This window comes from Cedecea sp. NFIX57 (assembly GCF_900177785.1).
Taxonomy (GTDB): Bacteria; Pseudomonadota; Gammaproteobacteria; order Enterobacterales; family Enterobacteriaceae; genus Cedecea; species Cedecea neteri_C.
Window position 1 is genome coordinate 34,670 of sequence record NZ_FXAS01000005.1, and the last position, 21,018, is coordinate 55,687.

15 protein-coding genes are annotated in these 21,018 nt (G+C 56.9%); 8 read left to right on the forward strand and 7 right to left on the reverse strand.

Annotated elements, in window-relative coordinates:
* Nucleotides 1-15 precede the first annotated feature (15 nt).
* Complete coding sequence (locus tag B9Y90_RS05250; RefSeq protein ID WP_008458076.1) at nucleotides 16-357, forward strand: DUF2493 domain-containing protein; 342 nt, start codon at nucleotides 16-18, stop codon at nucleotides 355-357.
* A gap of 45 nt (nucleotides 358-402) precedes the next feature.
* Here B9Y90_RS05250 and B9Y90_RS05255 read toward each other — a convergent pair whose 3' ends face one another.
* Together B9Y90_RS05255 and B9Y90_RS05260 are read right to left on the reverse strand one after the other, a co-directional pair.
* A complete protein-coding gene (locus B9Y90_RS05255) occupies nucleotides 403-1,935 on the reverse strand; it encodes an amino acid ABC transporter permease/ATP-binding protein (RefSeq protein WP_085540454.1) in 1,533 nt (510 codons plus the stop codon).
* 24 nt (nucleotides 1,936-1,959) lie between these two features.
* Nucleotides 1,960-2,787, reverse strand: coding sequence for an ABC transporter substrate-binding protein (locus tag B9Y90_RS05260; protein WP_085540455.1), 828 nt, complete (start codon nucleotides 2,785-2,787; stop codon nucleotides 1,960-1,962).
* A gap of 531 nt (nucleotides 2,788-3,318) precedes the next feature.
* Between B9Y90_RS05260 and B9Y90_RS05265 the strand changes: the two genes are divergently transcribed.
* The 5 genes from B9Y90_RS05265 (at nucleotide 3,319) to argE (ending at nucleotide 7,950) form a co-directional block, all read left to right on the forward strand.
* On the forward strand, nucleotides 3,319-4,242 hold the full coding sequence (locus tag B9Y90_RS05265) for a LysR substrate-binding domain-containing protein (RefSeq protein ID WP_085540456.1): 924 nt from the start codon (nucleotides 3,319-3,321) through the stop codon (nucleotides 4,240-4,242).
* Nucleotides 4,243-4,418: 176 nt separating this feature from the next.
* Complete coding sequence (locus tag B9Y90_RS05270) at nucleotides 4,419-5,684, forward strand: flavin-containing monooxygenase (protein ID WP_085540457.1); 1,266 nt, start codon at nucleotides 4,419-4,421, stop codon at nucleotides 5,682-5,684.
* A gap of 25 nt (nucleotides 5,685-5,709) precedes the next feature.
* Nucleotides 5,710-6,138, forward strand: a complete 429-nt coding sequence (locus B9Y90_RS05275; RefSeq protein WP_085540458.1) for a RidA family protein — start codon at nucleotides 5,710-5,712, stop codon at nucleotides 6,136-6,138.
* Nucleotides 6,135-6,809, forward strand: a complete 675-nt coding sequence (locus B9Y90_RS05280; protein WP_085540459.1) for a DUF1028 domain-containing protein — start codon at nucleotides 6,135-6,137, stop codon at nucleotides 6,807-6,809. Before B9Y90_RS05275 ends, B9Y90_RS05280 begins: the two co-directional genes overlap by 4 nt.
* A complete protein-coding gene (gene argE, locus B9Y90_RS05285) occupies nucleotides 6,802-7,950 on the forward strand; it encodes an acetylornithine deacetylase (RefSeq protein WP_085540460.1) in 1,149 nt (382 codons plus the stop codon). The genes B9Y90_RS05280 and argE overlap by 8 nt, the downstream gene beginning before the upstream one ends.
* Before the next feature lie 22 nt (nucleotides 7,951-7,972).
* Here argE and B9Y90_RS05290 read toward each other — a convergent pair whose 3' ends face one another.
* Entirely contained in the window at nucleotides 7,973-8,368 is a 396-nt protein-coding gene (locus B9Y90_RS05290; RefSeq protein WP_085540461.1) for a VOC family protein, read from the reverse strand.
* A 90-nt stretch (nucleotides 8,369-8,458) separates the two neighbouring features.
* Here B9Y90_RS05290 and B9Y90_RS05295 point away from each other — a divergent pair, with 90 nt between their 5' ends.
* Nucleotides 8,459-9,142 carry a helix-turn-helix transcriptional regulator gene (locus B9Y90_RS05295; protein ID WP_085540462.1) on the forward strand — a complete coding sequence of 228 codons (684 nt, stop codon included), beginning with the start codon at nucleotides 8,459-8,461 and terminating at the stop codon, nucleotides 9,140-9,142.
* A 251-nt stretch (nucleotides 9,143-9,393) separates the two neighbouring features.
* A complete protein-coding gene (locus B9Y90_RS05300) occupies nucleotides 9,394-9,834 on the forward strand; it encodes a SymE family type I addiction module toxin (RefSeq protein WP_085540463.1) in 441 nt (146 codons plus the stop codon).
* 73 nt (nucleotides 9,835-9,907) lie between these two features.
* On the opposite strand, the gene B9Y90_RS05305 is transcribed toward B9Y90_RS05300, so the two are convergent.
* The 4 genes from B9Y90_RS05305 to B9Y90_RS27210 all read right to left on the reverse strand — a co-directional run bounded on the left by B9Y90_RS05305 (nucleotide 9,908) and on the right by B9Y90_RS27210 (nucleotide 21,003).
* Nucleotides 9,908-10,456, reverse strand: coding sequence for a hypothetical protein (locus B9Y90_RS05305; protein WP_085540464.1), 549 nt, complete (start codon nucleotides 10,454-10,456; stop codon nucleotides 9,908-9,910).
* Between the two features lie 465 nt (nucleotides 10,457-10,921).
* A complete protein-coding gene (locus B9Y90_RS05310; protein ID WP_085540465.1) occupies nucleotides 10,922-11,299 on the reverse strand; it encodes a DUF6911 family protein in 378 nt (125 codons plus the stop codon).
* Nucleotides 11,292-11,861 (reverse strand): cytidine deaminase-like fold-containing protein, encoded by a 570-nt coding sequence (locus B9Y90_RS27205; RefSeq protein ID WP_254902647.1) that lies wholly within the window; start codon nucleotides 11,859-11,861, stop codon nucleotides 11,292-11,294. The genes B9Y90_RS05310 and B9Y90_RS27205 overlap by 8 nt, the downstream gene beginning before the upstream one ends.
* A gap of 31 nt (nucleotides 11,862-11,892) precedes the next feature.
* The gene (locus B9Y90_RS27210; RefSeq protein WP_085540467.1) at nucleotides 11,893-21,003 is read right to left on the reverse strand and encodes a hemagglutinin repeat-containing protein; all 9,111 of its coding nucleotides are present in this window, start codon (nucleotides 21,001-21,003) and stop codon (nucleotides 11,893-11,895) included.
* Nucleotides 21,004-21,018: the final 15 nt, after the last annotated feature.

Sequence of the window (21,018 nt, forward strand, 5' to 3'; positions counted from 1 at the left end):
TTAAGGTACAGAAAAGTGAGAGTTTTAATCTGCGCAGGTCGGTTTTATGCCGACACCCACACCCTCACCCGCGTGCTGGATTTATATGCCAGCACGCAGACAATGAATGTGCTGATCCACGGGGGGCATCAGTCGCTCGGCGGGGCCATTGAAACCTGGGCTCGCGGCACCGACGTACACGTTATTCGCTACCCGGCCAACTGGGCGCTGCACGGCAAATATGCGGAGACCCGCCGCAATCTGTTTATGCTGGAGGACAGCCGCCCCGACGTGCTGCTGGCTTTCCCAGGGGGAGAAGACACGGCGGAGTGCGTACGAATGGCGCGCAGTTCCGGCGTGAAGGTAATAGAGATTTAATCCACCCGGGCTGCGGCAGGCTAATGTTACAGCAGCCCGTTTTTTTTAGGCCGCGACGGGTGCCAAGTTTACGTCTTTCAGGAATTCGGTAATGCGCGGGTTCTCTCCGCTGCGCAAAGCCTGAGGAGAGTCATCGCAGACGACGCGCCCTTTTTCCATAAACACAATTCTGTCCGACACGCTGAACGCGAAGTTCATCTCGTGGGTAACGATCACCATCGTAATGCCCTCTTCCGCCAGGTTCTCAATCACCTGCAGCACCTCATTCACCTTTTCAGGATCCAGCGCCGAGGTAGGCTCATCGAACAGCATGATTTGCGGACGCATCATTAAAGCCCGGGCAATCGCCACCCTTTGTTGCTGCCCGCCGGAAAGCTGGTGCGGGTATTTGTGGGCGTGCTCCAGCATGCCGACTTTGCGCAGCAACACGCAAGCCTCGCGCTTCAGCTCTGCATCCGTCGCCAGGCGATGGTAGTGCGGGGCCAGCATCAGGTTCTTCATCACCGTTAAGTGCGGGAACAGGTTAAAGCCCTGGAACACCATACCGATGTTCAGCCGGTGCGCGGCGTTTTCAACATACTGCGGCTTCTGGGCCCCGTGTTTTTCAAGGCGAATAAACGGCTGGCCGTTGATCAGGATCTCGCCGTTATCCAACTGCTCGAGGCCGTTCAGCAGACGAATCAGCGTGGTTTTGCCTGAGCCCGACGGGCCAATAACCGACACAACTTCACCGGGCTTGATGTCCAGGTTCACCGCGCCAAGCACCTCCACGTTGTTATAGGCCTTGTGCAGCTTGCGAGCCTGCAGCGCGGGAACATTCACTGCCAGTGCCGGGCGAGCAACCAGCCCGCTTTCCTGCGCGGCCATCGCTTCCAGTTCGGCTTCCGGCAGGCGGGCAGTTTTACGCTGGGTGACATCCAGCCTTTTTTCCAGCAGCTTCAACAGGAAATCAAACACCGTGACGATGAAAACATAATAGAAAGCCACCGCCGCCATGGTCTCCATCACCAGGAAGTTTTGCGAGTAAAGCCGCTGCCCAACCATCAGGATCTCGGTCAGCGAAATCACCGACACCAGCGAGCTAAGTTTCACAATGGAGATGTATTCGTTCGCCAGTGACGGCAGCGCCACCCGCAGCGCCTGCGGCACGATAACCAGCCACTGAATGCCCGCATAGCGCAGCCCCAGGGCATGGGCGGCCTCACGCTGCCCGCGAGGAATAGCCAGCAGGCCACCACGGTGAATCTCGGCAATGTAGGCCGTTTCACTCAGCACCAGCGCGATAAGCCCGGCCCAGAACGGGTCGCTTAACAAAGCCGAGCTGCCGGGCAGCGCCTGAGGCAAGTTGTAGACAAAAATCAGCAGCACCAGCAGCGGCAGGCTGCGAAACAGCCAGATATAGGCCCGCGCCGGTAAAGAGAGCCAGGGAGAGGCCGCCTGTTTGCCCAGCGCCAGCAGAAAGCCCAACCCAATGCTGATGACCCAGCTCAGCAGGCTCAGCTTAATCACGGTCCAGGTTGCCAGCCAAAAATCAGCGTTGCTAAACAGGCTGAATAAATAGTTCCAGTCAAAAGACATATCCGCACTCCCCGGCGATGAAAATTACAAACTGCTGGCCTGAATTTCGGCTTCGGACGGCTCCGCCAGGTGATACTTTTTCACTAAGGCCGAGTATTTGCCGCTCGCTTTAAAGGCCGCAATGCCGTCGTTCAGCGCTTTTTTCAATTCAGGGTTGGTTTTACTCACGCCAAGCCCCACCAGCACCGGGTACAGCAGTTCGGCCGAGGTTACCGTCAGCCGCCCTTTCATTTTGTCCACCACCTGGCTGGCTACAGCGGCGTCGGTCATCTGCACTTCAACCGCGTGGGAAAGCAGCGCCTGCGTGGTTTGTGGGTCGGTGGAGAATTCGCTGACCGTAATCGGCTTCAGCCCCTGCTTCACGCAGTAATCCGCCGACAGCGTGTGCAGTTTTTCCAGCCAGTAAGTGCCCTGCATCGACCCGACTTTATGCCCGCAAAGCTCTTCTGGCTTGGTTGGCTTGAAGCTGGCGTTGCTCAGTGTCAGCAGCGACTCACCGGTTTTCAGGTACGGCACCATGTCGATCACTTTCTGGCGCTCCGGGGTGATAAACAGCGCGGAGGCAATCAGCTCGAAGCGCTTCGCCTGCAGGCCGGGGATCAGGCTGGTGAAACGGGTATCCACGTAATTGGGCTTCAGCTTCATCGCTTCGGCCACACCGTTGATAAATTCAATATCGAAGCCCGCCGGGGTTTTGCCGTCGAGGTATTCGTAAGGCGGGAAGGTAATGTCACTGCCCACCGTAAGCTGCCCGGGGGTCATCACGGCCGCCTGAGCCCCGCCGCTGAGCAGTAAAGGCAGCGCCGCCGCCATGCAGGAAAATAACGCCTTGCTGTGTGAGGATGTAAACATGCGATGACTCCAGTGCAGGTGGTTAATCATTTTTATGGATGCCAAAACGGCGGCGCCTTAAACAACGTATGATTTTCGCGCCGGGGAATGCCTTGCAATATATTCGCCAGGACGATAATCACTCGATGAGCGTTTGCGATGGGGCCATGCTGCAGGAGAAGCGCGTCGGGATAAAGGACGAAAAATATGCCTTACCTCTATAAAAAATTGTTTTAATGCAATAGTTATTTTTTTGCACCAGCGCAGCACAAGGTATTAATCCCCCGAAGAAAAGCCAATAAAGACATATTTCAGGCAGATAATAGTGGCTCAAAATATTTACCCGCACCAAAAAAGTGCAGATTATTTTCCCTCTGCCACTTTTTGGGGATGATTCCTAGTTAATAAAAATAAAAATATTTTTTCAGGGCATGATTTTTATCGTTTGCGTCTACCGAGGTAACACCTGGCATGGGCCTTGCTGCAGATTGACTGAATAGCCTGAAACTCTCTTCGAGGCTGCATTGACAATAAAAAAGCGGGGTTAGCGCCATGACACATTTCACGCTCAAGCAGCTCAAGTACTTTGTCACCGTCGTGGAGGCGCAGAGCATCGCCGAAGCCTCAAGGCAGCTGCATATCGCCCAGCCTTCCGTTTCCATTGCCATCAAAAACCTGGAAGACACCTTTGAGCAGCAGTTTTTTATTCGCCACCACGCGCAAGGGGTTTCGCTCACGCCCGGCGGGCTGCGGTTTTATGAAAAAGCCCGCGAGCTGCTGCGGCTTTCATACCAGTTTGAGCAAAATGCCAAAGCGGATAACGACCTGGTTTCCGGCACTATCGCCATCGGCTGCTTCGAGTCCGCGGCCCCGCTTTATCTGCCTCGCCTTATCGCCGGGTTTCGCAAGCTTTACCCTGACATTACCATCCGGCTGTACGACGGGGAGCAAAACGAGCTGACCCACGGGCTGCACCGCGGGCGCTTCGACCTGGCGTTTATGTACAACCTGGAGTTAGAGAGCACGCTGCACACCGAAAAACTGAACGCCCCGCAGAAGCCTTACGCTCTGCTGCCTGCAGACCATCCGCTGGCGAAAAAAACCACCGTGACGCTCAAAGAACTCAGCCGTGAACCGATGATCCTGCTGGACGTCATTCCCAGCAAAAGCTACTTCATGAACATTTTCACCGACAAAGGGCTGCACCCGGAAGTGGCCTACAGTTCGCCGTCGATTGAAATGGTGCGCTGCATGGTCGGCCAGGGCATGGGTTTTTCGGTGCTGGTCACCCGCCCCTGCACCGACATAACCTATGACGGCCAGCGCGTTAAGCAAGTGGAAATCATTGATGATATGGCGGCCTCCACGCTGGTGATGGCTTATTTACGCAATAACGAGCCAACCCGGCCGACGCGCTTATTTATGGATTACTGCCGCACTTTTGAGCTGATGCCGGAAACCCTGGCCGAAAATTAAAAAGAGGTGTTTCACCGTATTAAAATACAGAAAATTCATAGCCTCCAGATTGAGGCTACTTTATTTATACCTTATCCCTAGATTTATAATATTTTACGGAATGTCTGCCGCTTAATAACCTTGTGCCATAGCGAAGCTGCGCTGAATCTTATTTCCCGAGCACCAAGGAAACAGACATGACCGAAATAAAAACACTGACAGATACCCTTGTGATTGGTGCCGGCCAGGCCGGGATCGCCATGAGCGAGCACCTGACGCGCCTCGGCATTCCCCATCTGGTGCTGGAGAAAAATCGCATTGCCGAAGCCTGGCGCAGCGGCCGCTGGGATTCACTGGTCGCCAACGGCCCGGCCTGGCACGACCGTTTTCCTGGCCTTGAGTTTGACGCCGCCGACCCGGACAGTTTTATCCCCAAAGATGAGGTGGCGAGCTACTTCGAAAACTACGCCCGGAAATTTGAAGCACCGGTAAAAACGGGCGTGGAAGTGAAAAGCGTGACGCGCCATCACGGCAGGCCGGGTTTCACGGTGGAAACCAGCGACGGCATTGTTGAAGCCAAGCATATCGTAGCGGCCACCGGGCCTTTCCAGCGCCCGATCGTCCCGGCCATTGCTCCGGCAGATGACGGGCTGCATCAGATTCATTCCGCCGCCTACAAAAACCCGGCTCAGCTTCCGACTGGTGCGGTGCTTGTGGTGGGCGCAGGCTCTTCCGGGGTGCAAATCGCCGATGAGCTACAGCGCGCAGGCAAGCAGGTTTACCTGTCCGTGGGTGCCCACGACCGCCCTCCCCGCGCCTACCGCAACCGGGACTTCTGCTGGTGGCTGGGGGTGCTTGGGCTGTGGGATGCGGCGGCCAATCAACCCGGCAAAGAACACGTCACCATTGCAGTGAGCGGCGCACGCGGCGGCCACACCGTTGATTTCCGGGCCCTCGCGCACCAGGGCATTCACCTCGTCGGCCTGACCCAACGCTTTACCGACGGGAAAGTCTTTTTTGAAGATAACCTGGCGCACAACATCCGCCAGGGCGACGAAAGCTACCTGGCCCTGCTGGACGCCGCCGATGCGTGGATTGCCCGTAATGGGATAGATCTGCCCGAAGAGCCGCAGGCCCGTGTCTTCCCGGCCGATCCGCTGTGCGTCACCCAGCCCACGCTGGAATTGAACCTGGCCGAAGCGGGCATCACGTCGATTATCTGGGCAACCGGATACGCCCCGGACTACGGCTGGCTCAACGTGGATGCCTTTGATGCTCAGGGCAAACCGCGTCATCAGCGCGGCGTTTCCAGCGAGCCAGGCGTCTATTTCCTCGGCCTGCCGTGGCTTTCCCGCCGGGGTTCGACATTTATCTGGGGCGTGTGGCATGACGCGAAATACATTGCCGACCACATTGAAACCCAGCGCAAGTACAGCCGCTACCTCGACGCTTCCCAGCGCTAACCTTCAGCCAACAAGGAATTAACCGATGCCAACGCATACCCGTATTCGCATGTTTAACACCAAAGAGACTTACCCTAACCAGTCGCTGAACAACGATCTCTGCCAGGCGGTGCGAGCCGGAAACACCGTCTATGTCCGCGGGCAGGTCGGGACGGATTTTGAAGGGAATTTGATTGGGCTGGGCGACCCGCAGGCGCAGGCTGAGCAGGCGATGAAAAACGTTAAACAGTTGCTGGAAGAAGCCGGGAGCGACCTTTCCCATATCGTAAAAACCACAACTTATATTATCGACCCGCGCTACCGCGAGCCGGTGTATCAGGAAGTCGGCAAATGGCTGAGAGGCGTCTTTCCCATTTCCACCGGGCTGGTGGTTTCCGCCCTCGGCCAGCCGCAGTGGCTGATGGAAATCGACGTTATCGCAGTGATCCCGGACGAGACTCAGGGGGAAAAATGACCTTTTCCATCGCCGCACGCTGCCGGGAGACCGGCCAGCTTGGCATCGCCATTAGCTCGTCCAGCATCGCGGTCGGCGCTCGCTGCCCGTGGCTGGTGCCGAACGTCGGCGCGGTGTCGAGCCAGAATATAACGCTGCCCGCGCTGGGGCCGATGGTGCTGTCGAAGCTGGGCGAAGGTGTTGCGCCGCAGGAGGCGCTAAAGCTGGTCGCCAGTGAACATCTGCACGGCGACTACCGGCAGGTGACGGTCATAGACAGTAACGGTAAAACCGCCTGCCACAGCGGCATTAATTCACTGGGCATTTACCACGCCGTAGAAGGAGATAACTGCGTGGCGGCGGGCAATATGCTGGCCGATAAGTCAGTGATTAACGCCATGGTCGAACGCTTCGAACAAAGCCCCGGCCCGCTGGCGGACAGGCTGATGGCCGCCCTTGAAACGGCGCTGGAAAAAGGGGGCGAAGCCGGGCCGGTACACTCGGCGGCGTTAAAGGTGGTGGACACCGTCGCCTGGCCGGTTGTCGACCTGCGCGTGGACTGGGCGGACGAAAACCCGATTGCCGCACTGCATTCGCTCTGGCTGGCCTATAAACCACAAATGCAGGATTACCTGATCCGTGCGCTCGATCCGCGCGAAGCCCCCAGCTACGGCGTACCAGGCGATGAATAAACACCTGATTCCTTTATTGCAAAAACTGCTGGCGCGGGACACCACCAGCCGGGAGTCCAACCTGGCGCTGATCCAGGATATTCATGATTATCTCGCCGAATGGGGTATTAACGCGGAGCTGTTTCACAGCGCAGACGGGCGTAAAGCCAATCTTTATGCGACGCTTGGCCCGGCAGGTGGCGGCGGCGTGATGCTCTCCGGCCATACCGACGTGGTGCCGGTGGACGGGCAACAGTGGAGCGTCCCTCCTTTCGAGATGACTTACCGGGAGGGCCGCTACTACGGGCGCGGCGCGGCAGACATGAAGGGTTTTATCGCCTGCGTGCTGGCCGCCGTCCCGGCGTTTCTTGCCCAGCCGCTGAGAATGCCGCTGCACTTCGCCTTCTCCTACGACGAAGAAGTCGGCTGCCTCGGCGTGCGCAGCCTGGTGGAGCACCTCCGTGCTTCCAAAGAGAAACCCGCGCTTTGCATTGTCGGGGAGCCAACCGAAATGCGCCCGGTTTACGGGCACAAAGGCAAAATCGCCATGCGCTGCGAGGTACACGGCCACGCCTGCCACTCTGCCTATGCGCCACAAGGCGTGAACGCCATTGAATATGCCGCCCGGCTTATCGGCAAACTGGGAGAAGTTCGCGAGGCGCTGACCCAAAAAACGGATGCCCGCTTTGATCCCCCGTTCAGCACGCTCCAGGTTGGCACCATTCACGGCGGCAGCGCGCTGAACATTGTGCCGCAGGAATGCCAGTTTGATTTTGAAATCCGCTACCTGCCGGGCGTCGAAGCCACGGCGGCGATCGCCGACATTCAAGGCTATGCGCAGCAAAACCTGGTGCCCGCCATGCAAAGTGTTTCCCCGGCAAGCGCTATCCGGTTTACTCCTCTGAGCCACTACCCCGGCCTGCTGACGGACGCGCAGTCTGAATTTGCCGGATGGCTGGCGCAGTGGTGCGGCAGCGCTGACTACAGCACCGTGGCGTTTGGCACCGAGGGCGGACTTTTTGACGAAGCCGGGATAACCACGCTGATTTGTGGCCCCGGCAGTATGGAACAGGGGCATAAGCCCGATGAGTTTGTTGCCGAAGAGCAGCTGCAAAAATGTATGGCGATGCTGGAGAAACTGCGCCAGTGGATGAGCGCCTGAACGCTAAAAAGCGCGCCTGTATTTAGCGCGCGAACCGCTTTTTCGCCGCCTCAGTCACTGGCGTGTACAGTGAAATCAGCGTGCCTTCCGGGTCACGAAATTGCATGGTACGGTTGCCCCACGGCATCTCTTTGGGCTCGTGTACCATCTCGACATAGCCGTTTAAACGCGCAAACTCCACGTCCACATCTTCCACCCTAAATTCCAAAATGACCGAGCGGTTGCTGGCAGGCTCCGCGCTTCCCGCTTTAAAGAGCGGGACGGTTTCCGCGCTCCCTATGGCGATAACCCCCACCGGCGTGATAATTTCGGCGAAAACCGGGGCCAGCCAGTCGGCTCGAGCGCCGGTCACCTGTTCATAAAACGGCACCATTTGCTGCATGTTTTGCGCAATCAGACGGACAGACACAAATTTCATTGATGATCTCCTTATGGGCGGCGAACGACGCGGCCCTGAAGGCATCATCCCCCAGGCATGCTGCCAGCGTGGTGGCAACAGGATATAAAAATGCGGCGAGCAGACAGATTATTTCAGCTGATCCAAATCCTCAGGCGCGCCTCTCGCCCTGTCACCGCCGCACGCCTGGCCGAAGAGCTGGAGGTATCAAAACGCACGGTTTACCGGGATATTGCCGACCTGGCCGGGCAGCGTGTGCCGGTGGAGGGAGAAGCCGGGAGCGGGTATACCCTCAGCGCGGACTACGACATGCCCGCCCTGATGTTTACGCCCGATGAACTGGAAGCCCTGCTGTTAGGCGCGGAGTTTGTCAGCAGACTGCCGGACGCGACGCTCGCCAACAACGCCCAGGATGCGCTGACGAAAATTCTTTCTGCCCTGCCGGACAGGCTGGCGCGGACTGTCACAAGTTCAGCGGTGGCGATCAGGCCGGATATCGTGCCAGCTCAGCAGCCGGATACCCGCCTCATCAGAGCCGCCATTCGGCAAGGTAAAAAGTTGCGGCTCCGCTACCGGGCAGTCAAGGATGAAATGTCTGTAAGGGTGGTCTGGCCGGTTGTGCTGGGCTATGACCTTGAGCACTGCCTGCTGATTGCCTGGTGCGAAACCCGAAGCGACTTTCGCCACTTCCGCGCCGATCGTATTGAGGAGGTAGCCGTGCTGGAGGAGAAAATACCGTTAGCGGCAGAGGCGCTGAAGGAAAACTGGCGGCGCTGGCGGGAAGAGAATAAATAAAGGTGATTGTTATCGATAATGTAATTGTTGCATTCCGCGGTTTTATTTTAAAGGCCGCGTCGCAGTTTTCTACATTAGCAGATTTTTAAGCACTGTATTTTTGTCCAGCAAGGTATAATGTTCCGGCAGGTAAGGTTTTAACGTCAGAGGTGAGTAAGATTCCCCGAAGCATAAATGATTAAATAACGCGACATAGAGGTGTACCACCACCTTTATGCCGCTAACCACAGGCAACTAATACGGAGTTGAATATGGCTGCGAAAGATTTTAAGCCAGAAGTATCTATTTCCAAAACGAATTCAAACAAACCTGAAACTAAGGCTGAAGTTTGCGATTCGGTGCGCAATAAATCAGATAAAGGTTTGCCGGAAGCCCCGCTTTCCCGTGCTGAGTTCTATGACCGGGTGCGGTATGACTATCTGCCGCTCCAGGGTGCATGGATTTCACAGGCGGGCTTTACGCCTGGGATGCCGATAAAAATCAGAGTGATGCCCGACTGTATTGTGATCACCACCCAGAACAGCCGCGAGCTGTGGGGCTGTGCCGAAGGGTTGAGCGTCACGCATTTCAACAAGAAGAAGATGAACCAGTGGATCAAGGATTTTCCAGGGGCACTGAACGATACCGGCGATATCCCGGTCATCAGACGGGAGTCTCCCCGCTATGACAGCCTGAAGCGGGGCAAGGGCTGAGGTTTAATATGAAAATCCCGGCTTGATGGCCGGGATTTTACCGTTGGTGACGGGAGTTTATTTATCAGAACTGCTATTTTTTCCTACACTCTTTGACTTTCCACTCTTTGCCACTTTCATGTGTAGTTAAATCACTGATGACTATATTTCCAGCACTTCCTATGTATTCCGGAGCTTCAGCATAAATCTCATACTCATGATTTTTCTCCGGTATAAAAGAGATACTACGGGTATTAACAATATTATTCCCATAAGAATCAGAACGAGTATTGGTGCTCATGATTGCTAAAGGTTGATCTGCTTTTATTACATACTCTTTCACTTTTTTATTTCCAAAGCTACTCGGGGTTTGCATATTGATTTTTTTATCGGAACCGGTACTGTAATCAGCAGTACTCAACAACGACAAATGAAAGGCTGAGGTTAACTTTCTGGTTTCGGTCTCTTCATAGCAATCACCATTTTTCTCATAAAAAACCAGACTGAGCTTCCCCTCATCCAGAACTCTTATTTTTGCTGAATCACTTCCGCTATAGTCCTCAACCGAGCGCTTCATATCAAGCTGACATCCAGATAATAAAATCGCTAAGAATGGCACTAAATAAACACTCTTATACTTCATTGACTCAATCCTTAAGGTAAATAAAAAATAGCAATCAACATCTGTTGGTTAGCTAAAAAACTCTTCTGTGTAATGTAGAAAAATTGTAGCATTATCTATATTAATTACAATCAATGTTTCAGGACATCTCATCATTATTATAAATGGCATTAGCCCGTTCATAATTGTGTTTACAGTATTTTATATTCATCCTTACGCATCATATGTCCCTCGGCACGATAAAATAAAAAAAGTAAAGTAATATCTGGCGACCTGATACTAACCACTCCTCAGTCCCGCAACTAGCATACGATTCAACCAATTAATTGTTTTTATTACTTATACTGATATATTTCCCGATAACCTTATTACTATCACCACCAGAGGCTGTGCAGTCGTGTATTTCTTTGTCAAGCTAGCGATCTTCTTTCTCATTCAGATAGCTATCCTCAACATCCAAACTGCCCTCAGCCACTACAATTTGTGTTAATTCAAAATATCCGTTGATACATTTCCAGTATCAAAAAACTCTTTAAATATCCTAACGACAAGATCAAAGTCTTTTGTCGTCTGCCTGATTGACCAATAGTCTCCGGAAATTAGAACTTTTTCATCTGGCTGCGTTAAATCAGAGAGAGTCATAACCTCATCATCTTCATTCAAAAATGTAACCAAATATACCCCCCCATCCATTCTTACTTGAATTTCCGAAATTAAATAACCGTCGTCATCTAATTTATCCAATGTAACACAACCATTGGACAACATTATATTATTTAATACGTTTTTTATTTCACCCCAACAATCAAGTGCTTTAATGCCACTTTTTTGCAGACTTGACCATGAGATCTGCAACTTACTCATCTTTAGCTCCTTTGATACGGAATTTTTTCGCACCAGCTTCCCAGTACAAAGTTCTACCCGTACCCTCTTCAAAAATTGTTAGAGACTTAAGCCCTGCTCTATCAGCCATTGCTTTTATATCGCTGAGACAATATGAACAAACAGGTTCCCCCTTCACAGACATAAGCATATCTTTGCCGTTAGTCATCCCTTTATCATAAGCTTGTTGGATTACTCCCACTTCCGCGTGAGCTGTTCCCATATTTCCATTAGGTAGATTTTTACTAGGATCTTTAGCTATCTTAGCCTGTACTACATCGTTGATAAGAGTCGGTTTATTAAAATCAGCCAGTTGTGAAGGTCTGGCCCCCTGATTGGTATCAGAAAATCTAACCCCATCAACATTACCTTTTGCAACAACCTTAAGATTTGCATCAACAATCTTGCTAAGTTGTTTCCCTGCTGCAGCACCAACAAGTGGAGTCACTGAAGCTAAAAAGTCCTCAGCTCCCTTTTTCAACTCGGTATAATCCTTGGCTCTTGCGTAATCAACTCCTCTAGTAGTCATAAAATAGTTGATCATTGCGTCCTGGATTTGCTGTTGATTCTGTGCATCAACGCTGGTGATATTCAGCAGGTTTACTATCTGGCCGGTAAGCATCCGCATACTGCTGGCTGGCCTTCGAGTTATAGTTGCCAGTGTTCTCGTATACACCTTTCGCCACAATAACCTCAAGTCTTGCACTGGCGCATCCCGGTGTTGCAGCCTTACCGTTACCACACGCATCCATCACTTTCTGGTCACTGGTGATATCTTTTTCACGCAGCTCATTATATTTCTGTTGAGCCTGTTCACGCTCTACAGGGTCTTTACTGTTCTGGAGTTTCTGCTTCGCGATTTCAAGCTCAGTCTTCTCCGACACGCTCAGCCAGTTATTCTCAACCGCATTTTTCCCTGTCTGCGCACCCGCCACCACATCCGCCGTGCTGTTACCTGCCAGGCCACCTGCCAGCCCCGCCGCCAGGGTACCCAGTGCGCTGATAGTCTGCTTCTGCTCTTCGCTCAGGTCGCTGACTTCCTTGCCCGGATACAGCGCGCCCATCACGACTTTTGCCATCAGCTCTCCACTGACCGCACCTGCCGCACCCGCCGCTGCGCTGTTGCCCGCGGCATATGATACGACTGCACCCACCACCGCATGCGCCATAGCCTGAGCTGCCGGATTGCCCGCCGTCAGCTTATGGATCTGCTCTGCAATATACGGATTGGCTGCCCCACTGATGGCCTGCGCGATATTTCCCCCCGCCAGCCCCTGCACCGCTGCCGTTGCCGCCTGGATGCCCTGCTGAATGGCGCTCCCGGTGCCGTAAGGTGCCATCGCCGTGTTGTAGGCTTTATCGGCTATCTGTTCGGCCGTTGGCTCTTTATTCCCTTTGGCAATCAGTTCCGCTCTCGCCGCCTCCAGCGCCGCCGGGTCTTTTTTCGCCTTCAGGCCCGCGATATCACCCTGCGTCCGCGCAATATCCGCCGCCTGGTTCCCGATTTCCGAGATAAGCTGCGCTTCCTGCAACCGCTTCTGCTCTTTCTCTTTGTCGAAGATAGGGCTCAGTGTCTGGTTAGCGTGCTCTGCATCGCGGCTCAGGTCGGCCACATCCTGCTGCTGTTTGTCTTTGTCACGTACCGTGATAGTCCCCGCCGACACCGCCGACCGGGTCGTTGAGCTGTCGTGCCCCTCTTTATTCACCCCGGTCAGCAGCGTGTTCGCCATGTTCCCCACAAACTGCTGGCCCAGCCCGCTCACCCCGCCCCCGGTACTGAACCCTGCGCTCTGGTGTTCCACCTTGTAATCGGCCTGGTTGTGGATGTCCCCCCAGCCCAGCGTGCCGGTATCCAGGCGGTTTTTGTCTGCCGACGCCGTCGAGCCAATCACCGCCCCGTTAAGCTGGGTATGCTCGCCCACCGTTACGTCAAACCCGCCCTTGCCCGCAAACAGCCCGGTCTGCTCTTTCACCGAGTCGTAGTTGCTGTGCATTTTGTCCCGGCTGACGTTCACGCTTGCCGAGCCCGACATCGAGCCAAAGCTAAAGCTCGCGCCCGCGCTGACGTTCTGCTGTTTGCTGTCGTAGCGGTCGCTGTCCTGCTCTGAGGTCAGCGTCAGGTTACGCCCCACGTCGGCCACAATGCTGTTGCCGCTGACCTGCGCGCCCTGCAGCGTGGTGTCCCGCCCGCTGGTCAGCGTCACGCGGTTCCCGCTTTCCACCGTGGTTTCACTGCGCGTGACCGTGCTGCCATTCTCTTTGCCTTTCCCGGCGTTCACGCTGGCCGACACGTTGATCCCCGCGCCGCCAGAGCCATAACCTATCCCGACGCCCACGCTACCGCCGTGGCTGCTGTTGCTGCCACTGACCGTTTCGGTGTTCGACGCCGAAGACAGCAGAATATCACGTGAGGCATTCAGCGTCGTATCGCGTCCGGCCTGGAGCTGGCTGCCCACCACCGCAATATCCCCGCCGGTGGCCTGAATATGGATATCGCGCCCGGCATTCAGCTTGCTGCCCGAGGCCGTCTGCTGATCCAGCTTACGCTCGGAGGTTGACGACTGGCTGCCGTAGCTGAGGCTAATGCCAACGGTGTTGTCGTTCCCCTTCACGTCGCCCGTGGCATCATCTTTCGCCACCGCCTGCGCGGCGCTGACCCCGGTCAGTGCCGCCTGGGTGCCCTTCAGCGCCGCCAGTCGCCCGTCGCTTTCGTTGCGGGCCGACTTCGCCTGCTGTACCGAAGTGTTCACCGCACTGCCAGCAGTACCGGAAAGCGCCAGCGTGAAGCCGCTGGATTTCTCTTCGGTTTTCGTCAGTTCGGTATGGCTGTTCTGCGCCGCCGTAATGGCGACCTCACGCCCGATAATGCTGAGATCCTGCCCGGCCACCACGTCGCTGCCGTGCACTGTCGCCGCGTTGCCCGCCGTCAGGCTGACGTTCCCGACGCTGCTGCCCACGGTACTGCCTTTTTTGACGTTGCTGTCGCTCTCGGTGGTCACCTTCTGGCTGGCCGAGCCCACCGTAAAGCCGATTCCGCCGGTGCCCATCAGGCCAGATTTTTTCTTCTGCGTGACCTGCGTGTCGTGCATTGATTCATCGGCAGTGGTTAACGTCAGGTTGTTGCCTGCCGCAAGCGCCACATCCTGCGTGCCGACCACATTACTGCCCTGTACAGTGAGGTCGTTCCCCGCGCGCATCTGCATGCTGTCCGCGCTGACCGTGGTGCTCTGCGCGTCGCGCTCGCTGGTGTTGCCGTAAAAATCATAGGTCGTTTTCGACAGGAAGCCTTTTTTCGTCCACTGGCTACGGCCTTCATGGTCGAAGGTAGATTCGCCGCTGGTCAGGTTGATGTCATGCCCCGCCTGGGCGATTAAACCGTCCTGCGCGGTGATATCTGCTGCCCGGGCGTTAATGTCCCGCCCGGCGGAAAGCTGGAGGCTGCCTCCGGCGTCGATGCGGCTGCCCGCCTCGCTGGTTTGCAGCGTGCGATCGAAGTGTTTGGCATCCCGCGTGTAGTCGGTGCCGTGGCTGAGTTGCCGCGTATCCAGGGTCAGATCCCGCCCCGCCGTCAGCTGCGTGTCGCTCTCTTTGCCCCGGTTGACCAGCTCGCTGGCGGTCAGACGAATATCGTTGCCGGCCTGAAGAATCAGTTTCCCCTGGTCGTTTTCAACGTAGATCCCGGCCGTGCGCTCCAGCCACGCTTCTGTGCCCTGGCGGCCGCCCTGGGTCTGGCTGACGATGTCATGCCCGGCCGCCAGCGTCAGGCTGTCGCCCGCCATCAGTTTGCCGCCGGTGTTGGTGATATCGTTTTTCGCCAGCACCGTGAGCTTGTCACCCTGAATGAAGCCTTCGTTGCTCAGGTTTTCCGCGCTGATTTGCGTCAGATCGCGGCCTTTTACCGTGCCGCTGTTGGTAACATCGCCCTGGGTATTCATCAGCACGCGGTTGCCTGCCAGCAGCGCGCCGTTGCCGGTCACATCGTCCGGTTTCACCCGGACATAAAGCTGCGGCACGCTGACGACTTCGGTGCTGCCGTCCGGCAGAGTAACGGTTTTATTCACCATCCACACCATGTCGCTGGTGAGCAACGCCGCCTGCTCAGCGCTCAGCGCCACGCCAGGCTTAAGCTGATACTGTTCCGCAAAGGTTTTGCCGTTGTTCAGCAGCCATTTGTACTGCTCATTGTCGTCGCTCATTCCCGTCAGGAAGCGCTGCCCGGTCGCCTGAGCAACCTGGTCGCGCACCAGTTTTTGCTCGTAAAATCCGTCGCCCAGCCGTTTCTGCAGGCGGTCGCCCCAGACATCTTCGCTGCTGAACAATGCCTTACCGCTGGTAAAGCGGCTGTCGGTTTCAATCAGATAATGGTTGTTGTTCCCAGGATACAGCACAAACAGGCTGCTTTCCGGGAGGCGCAACACCGGCGGTACGACACGCACAACCAGCTCGCTCGCCTGGCCGTTTTGTTTCAACGGCAGGTCGAGGATCCCCCCCGGTTGCGACGCCGCCAGCGCGTCCAGGTCCGCCGGGTTATTGAGCGTCACGTCTACCGTCCCACTGCCGCTGGCACGGCCCCCTGCCGCTGCCTCCTGCGTCACGCCGTCGGCAACAATTTTTGTCCCTGAATTATTTTGCGGCCCAATGAGCTGCCCCGCCCCTTGCCCGGCGCGCGTGGCCACCTGCATCAGCCCCATCGCCAGCGGTGTTTCGCTGTTATTACCCGCATAGGCATAGACGGACTGCCGGGTTTTCCAGTTGCCGCCGCCTTTATAGTTAGAGATGGTCTGGCCCTGCTCAACAATCCGCTGAATCCCCTGGCTTTCATTGTTGAAGACCTGCGCCGTGCGGATGACCAGATCGCCCCCGGCGATGATGCGGCTGTCCTGGTTGGTGAGGGTGCCACCTTCAACCGTCAGATCCCTGCCGCTGCGAATTGTCGACGGATCTTTCTGCACCACCTGCGTTTGCCAGACCTGCCGGGTGTAGCGGTATTCATAGAAGTGCTTCGTCACGCCGCCGGGAATAAAGAAGCGCAGTCGGTTATTGCTCCCCGGCTCTTTTTGCAGGCTGACGCCCGGAATGCGGTTGCCGTTCTCATCAATGGCGTAACGGAAGCGACCTTCCCACGGCCCGAGGCGATAGCGTTTTCCATCCCCGCCAAAACAGGCGCCATCGCCATCGCCGTTGCAGAACTGGAACTCACTCACTTCACCGGAAGACGACACCAGCACAGGCGCATCACTCAGTAACAGATGAATATCCCGGTTGTCGATTTGCTGTGCCGCCAGGTGCATGGCCCCCATGGCTTCAATATCGGCGCTAAAGTTTTCCACTTTTTGCGCCAGGCCGGAAAGCGTGCCGTCCTGGCTCATCTGCCCGCCAATCGCCATATCGCCGTCGCTGTAAATCAGTGCATGGTCGCTGTTAGTCAGGTTGTCTGTCGCGACAATCAGCCGCTGTCGAGCGGCAATCGTCGCGGCTTTATTCTGCGACGCATCTTTGTCGTTAATCAGCCTGCGGGCGTCAATCAGCAGGTTATCGCCGTAGATCCGCCCGGTGCCGCTGTTGTGTAGCGTGTCGGCGATGAGATGGCTATTAGTGCCGTCCACCAGCCCCGTGTTGGTCATTTGCCCGGCGCGGATCGCGACCGTGCTGCCTTTAATTTCGCCGCTGCCGTTGTTGTTCAGCACAGGCGTAGTAATGTCCAGCGTTCTGAGCGCCGTCAGTAAGCCTGCGTTGGTCAGCCCCCCGCGAGCGTCAAGGATCAGGTCGCCGTTGCTGGCGAGGGTGCCATCCTGTAACAGGTGCACCAGCGTTGTCAGGTTAAGCGCTTGCTCGGCCGTGATGCGCCCCACGCCATCAAGCTGGCGAAGCTGAACGTTCATGTTGCCCTGCGAAACCAGTTCCCCGCCCTGATTACTCATCACCAGCGCGCTGGCGTTCATCGGCGCAATGTCCAGTTGCTGCTGGGAAGAGAGCAGGCCGCCGCGGTTGTCCAGCGCCGCCTGAATATCTGCGGCAAGCTGATTCGCCGCCCGCAATGCGCCCTGCTGGTTGTTAACCGTGCGCGCCGCCAGCTGCAGGTTGCCCGCCTCAACGCCCTGCGCGCTGGTGCGCGTGTTGTGGTTATCCACGCTGTCCGCCGCGAGCGTGAGCGTCTCGTTAGCTTTGATAAAGCCCTGGCTGTTATTGAGATCCTGATTAACCTTCAGTTCGCCGTCTTTCCAGGCAAAAACTTTGCCCTGCTGGTTATTCAGCGTGTTGGCGCTGAGCGTCAGGCCACCGCCCGACAGCAGTTTACCGCTCTGGTTGTCGATGTGCCCGCTGAACAGCGAGAGCATGGTGTTACCCTGCAGCGTCCCGCCCTGATTAGTCAGCAACCCGCTCAGCAAGGTGAGCGTCTGGTTAGCCAGGATCTGGCCCTGCAGGTTGTTGAACACGCCCTGTTGCGCGTCCAGGTGCATTGTGCCGCCTGCCTGTATCTGGCCACCCTGGTTGTTAAACGCCGTGCCGGTGAGTGATGCCTCCCCCACCGTGCTAATCTGCCCGCCCCGGTTATCCCACTGCCCGCCTTTGCCCTCCAGTTGCCCCGCCGCCAGCAGGCCTGCCTGGTTGTCGAGATCCCCGCTGCGCAAAGTCAGCTTGCCACCGGAACGAATGCCGGTGACATCGCCGCTGGTACCTACGTTGGTAAGCTTTGCCCCCTGAGTATCAAGGGTAAGATCGCCGGTCGCCTGGATCAGGCCGCCCGTGTTATCCAGTGCTCCGCCGGTCAGCGTCAATTGGCTGCCGGTCAGCCTGCCGCGCTGGTTGTTCACCTGGTCGCCCTGAATCGTCAGCGCCTGCCGGGCGGCAATGCGCCCGTCACCGTTGAGCAAGGCGCCGTCCAGCGTCAGGCTGGCATCGTCATCCGCCGACTGAACCAGTCCGCCGGCGTTGTTCAAACTACCGGCCCGAAGCCCCAGCCCTCGCAGGCTTTCAAGGGTGCCCTGGCTGTTATCAAGCGCCCCGGAGATCAGCAGATTCACCGCCCCCTGAGGCGTGCTGATTCGCCCCGCCTGGTTGTTCAGATCTGAAGCATTGAGGGTGATTCCCTGCTGCCCGACCACCCGCCCGTTACGGTTATCCATGCCACGCGCCAGCGAGATATTAACGCCACCGTTGGCCGCCATTAGCGTACCTGTCCGGTTATCCAGGGCCGCCCCTGCCAGGGTGACGCCGCTGCCGCTTTGAATAGTGCCGCTTTGGTTGTTTACCGCGTCGCTGGCGTTCAGTTTTAGCTGCCCGTCACGGCTGCTGAGCAGACCATGACTGTTATCCAGCCCTTCCGTACTCAGCGTCAGTTCGCTCGCACCGCTGGTTTCACCGCGGCTGTTATCCCAGGATTTCCCCACGGCGTTTACCTTGTCTGCCGCGATCAGCCCGGACTGGTTATTCACCTCTCCGGCTTGCAGCGTCGCAGTTCCCCCCGCGCGAATACCGGTTTTATCGCCCAGGGTCTGCGAGTTATTCAGCTGCTGGCCCTGGGTATTAAGTGATAAATCGCCTCTGGCCTGGATCAGGCCCGCCGTGTTGTCCAGTCCGCGCCCGGCAAGGGTCACGGCTGACGCACTGATGCTGCCCTGCTGGTTATTCAGCCCGGCACCGTAGCTAAGGGTAAAATCACCGTCGCCGCTCAGCGTGCCCTGCTGGTTATTGAGCGAGCCCGCATTGATGCGCACTCCGCTCAGGCTGGCAATTTGCCCGCCGCTGTTATCGATCTCACCGCTGAATGTGAATGTGGCTTCCCCCGGCCCCCGCTGCAGCAGCGTGCCGCACCGGTGGGACAGGCTGTTCCCCTCGAGCTGCAGCTGCTGGCCTTCAGTCCTGGCCCCGTTCAGGGACAGGCGAGCGCTGTTCAGGCTCAGGAAATCCTCACTGAGTATGTCGCCCTTGTCGCCGACAAAATCCTGGCTGGTGACGGCCAGCCCGCCGTTTTTCTGCGCTATCAAACGCCCCTGCTGGTTGTCGATGCGCGCGGCCTTGAGGGTGACGCCGCCATCAAAACTGCCCACCTGCCCCTGGCTGTTGTTCAACGTATCAGCCTCAACCGCCAGGCCATGCGCCGCGGTGATCGATCCCAGGGTGTTATCGACGACGCCGGTTTTGAGAGTTAAAGCCTGCGCCCCGGTCTGCACCAGTTGCCCCTCGTGGTTGCTGATTGCCCCTGCCTGAAGCTGCAGAGTTTCCGCGCTAAGGTGGCCTTTATCATTGCGAAGCTGGCCCTGGGTGCTGGCGCTCAGGCTACGATCCGCCGCCAGCGTGGCGCTACGGGTGTCAATGTCCCCCTGAGTGGCGGTGAGAGACATGTCTTTCGCCTTCAGCTTTGCACCCTGTAAATCCAGCGTCTGCCCGCTGGCGGAGAGGCGCTCGCCGGCCAGGAGTTGCCCCTGAGCCTGAAGCTGGCCACTCGCCGTTAGCGTCATAGCGCCGGGCTTCGTCAGGTTGCCTTTCTCATCCACACCCGCGGCGGTGACGCTGTTCTGCTCTGCGTTGATTGCCTCTGCCGTAACCTGCACATTGCCTGCCGCCAGCACCGTACCGCGCTGAGTGGCCTGATGGCGGGCATCAAGCTGAATCTGCCCGTCCGAGCGGATATTGCCGCGGTTATCGATATCACCGGAGGCGACGTGTATCGCCTGCGTCGAGGTCATTAGCCCGTTATTCGTGAGCTTGCCGTCGGCACTGAGCGACAGCTCCCCCGCTGACGCGCCAATCTCCCCGGCGTTACGCACCCCAACGCCACGCTCGGTGCCCACCAGCTTAATTTTATTGGCATACATGCCGCCCAGCGCAGCCACGTCCAGCGCAAATTCGGGCTTGTCTCCCGCGCTTTCCGGCTGGCTGGACAACACATTGCCCTGGGCGTCGGTCTGGTTACGCCCGGTTGTGAGCTGCAAATTTTTTGCCTGTAACTGGGCATTGACGTCAACCGAGCGGGCAATCAGCCGGGTGTAATCACTCTGCCCATCGTTAAGCCCCTTACCTTCGATGCGGATCCGGCCGTTATCCACGTCAACCCCCTGCAGACGGCCATTTTCAATGCGCGCTTTACCCGCTGCCAGCGTGGAGGTATTGGCGTTGATAAAACCGCAGCCGCTACAGGTAATGCCCGCCGGGTTGGCGATAATCACATCCGCGCGCTTCCCGGCCACTTCAATAAAGCCGTTGAGCTGACTGGGGTTGCGGCTGTTCACTTCGTTGAGAATGACTTTGGCTTCGCCTTTGGCAAGCCACGGGTTGCCCGCCACTGCACCGGCCAGCTGTGTCTGGCTGTTAACCCGGCTGTTGTTCAGCACGGCGCCGCGTTCGCCAACATCAAACTGGCTGTAGCGGTTGTGTGACAGGCCGTTTTCATTTGGGGCCTGGATATTGACCTGAGGCAGACCGTTGGACGTGTTGACCACCGTCGGCTGCTGGTGACCGGCAGCGGAGCCGTCCGCCACAATGCCGTCGGCCCAGGCCAAAGGTGCAACGATGCCACCGGCAAGCCATAACGAGAAGGTTAGCGCTGAGAGACGGAGACAGGCGCCAGGTACAGCCCCGGGACCCCGCGTTGACTCTCCGCCGTGTGCACGAGCTAATTCTGACACCACTACCAGCATCTGGCGGGCACGATTAAAAACGATGCGGTAGCACAGCTTGTTCATAACAATAACTTCCCG

Bases quoted from the DNA above. Each gene is read 5' to 3' on its own strand.
- B9Y90_RS05255 (WP_085540454.1), bottom strand. From the start codon at position 1,935: ATGTCTTTTGACTGGAACTATTTATTCAGCCTGTTTAGCAACGCTGAT.
- B9Y90_RS05260 (WP_085540455.1), bottom strand. From the start codon at position 2,787: ATGTTTACATCCTCACACAGCAAGGCGTTATTTTCCTGCATGGCGGCG.
- B9Y90_RS05265 (WP_085540456.1), top strand. From the start codon at position 3,319: ATGACACATTTCACGCTCAAGCAGCTCAAGTACTTTGTCACCGTCGTG.
- B9Y90_RS05270 (WP_085540457.1), top strand. From the start codon at position 4,419: ATGACCGAAATAAAAACACTGACAGATACCCTTGTGATTGGTGCCGGC.
- B9Y90_RS05275 (WP_085540458.1), top strand. From the start codon at position 5,710: ATGCCAACGCATACCCGTATTCGCATGTTTAACACCAAAGAGACTTAC.
- B9Y90_RS05280 (WP_085540459.1), top strand. From the start codon at position 6,135: ATGACCTTTTCCATCGCCGCACGCTGCCGGGAGACCGGCCAGCTTGGC.
- argE (WP_085540460.1), top strand. From the start codon at position 6,802: ATGAATAAACACCTGATTCCTTTATTGCAAAAACTGCTGGCGCGGGAC.
- B9Y90_RS05290 (WP_085540461.1), bottom strand. From the start codon at position 8,368: ATGAAATTTGTGTCTGTCCGTCTGATTGCGCAAAACATGCAGCAAATG.
- B9Y90_RS05295 (WP_085540462.1), top strand. From the start codon at position 8,459: ATGCGGCGAGCAGACAGATTATTTCAGCTGATCCAAATCCTCAGGCGC.
- B9Y90_RS05300 (WP_085540463.1), top strand. From the start codon at position 9,394: ATGGCTGCGAAAGATTTTAAGCCAGAAGTATCTATTTCCAAAACGAAT.
- B9Y90_RS05305 (WP_085540464.1), bottom strand. From the start codon at position 10,456: ATGAAGTATAAGAGTGTTTATTTAGTGCCATTCTTAGCGATTTTATTA.
- B9Y90_RS05310 (WP_085540465.1), bottom strand. From the start codon at position 11,299: ATGAGTAAGTTGCAGATCTCATGGTCAAGTCTGCAAAAAAGTGGCATT.
- B9Y90_RS27205 (WP_254902647.1), bottom strand. From the start codon at position 11,861: ATGATCAACTATTTTATGACTACTAGAGGAGTTGATTACGCAAGAGCC.
- B9Y90_RS27210 (WP_085540467.1), bottom strand. From the start codon at position 21,003: ATGAACAAGCTGTGCTACCGCATCGTTTTTAATCGTGCCCGCCAGATG.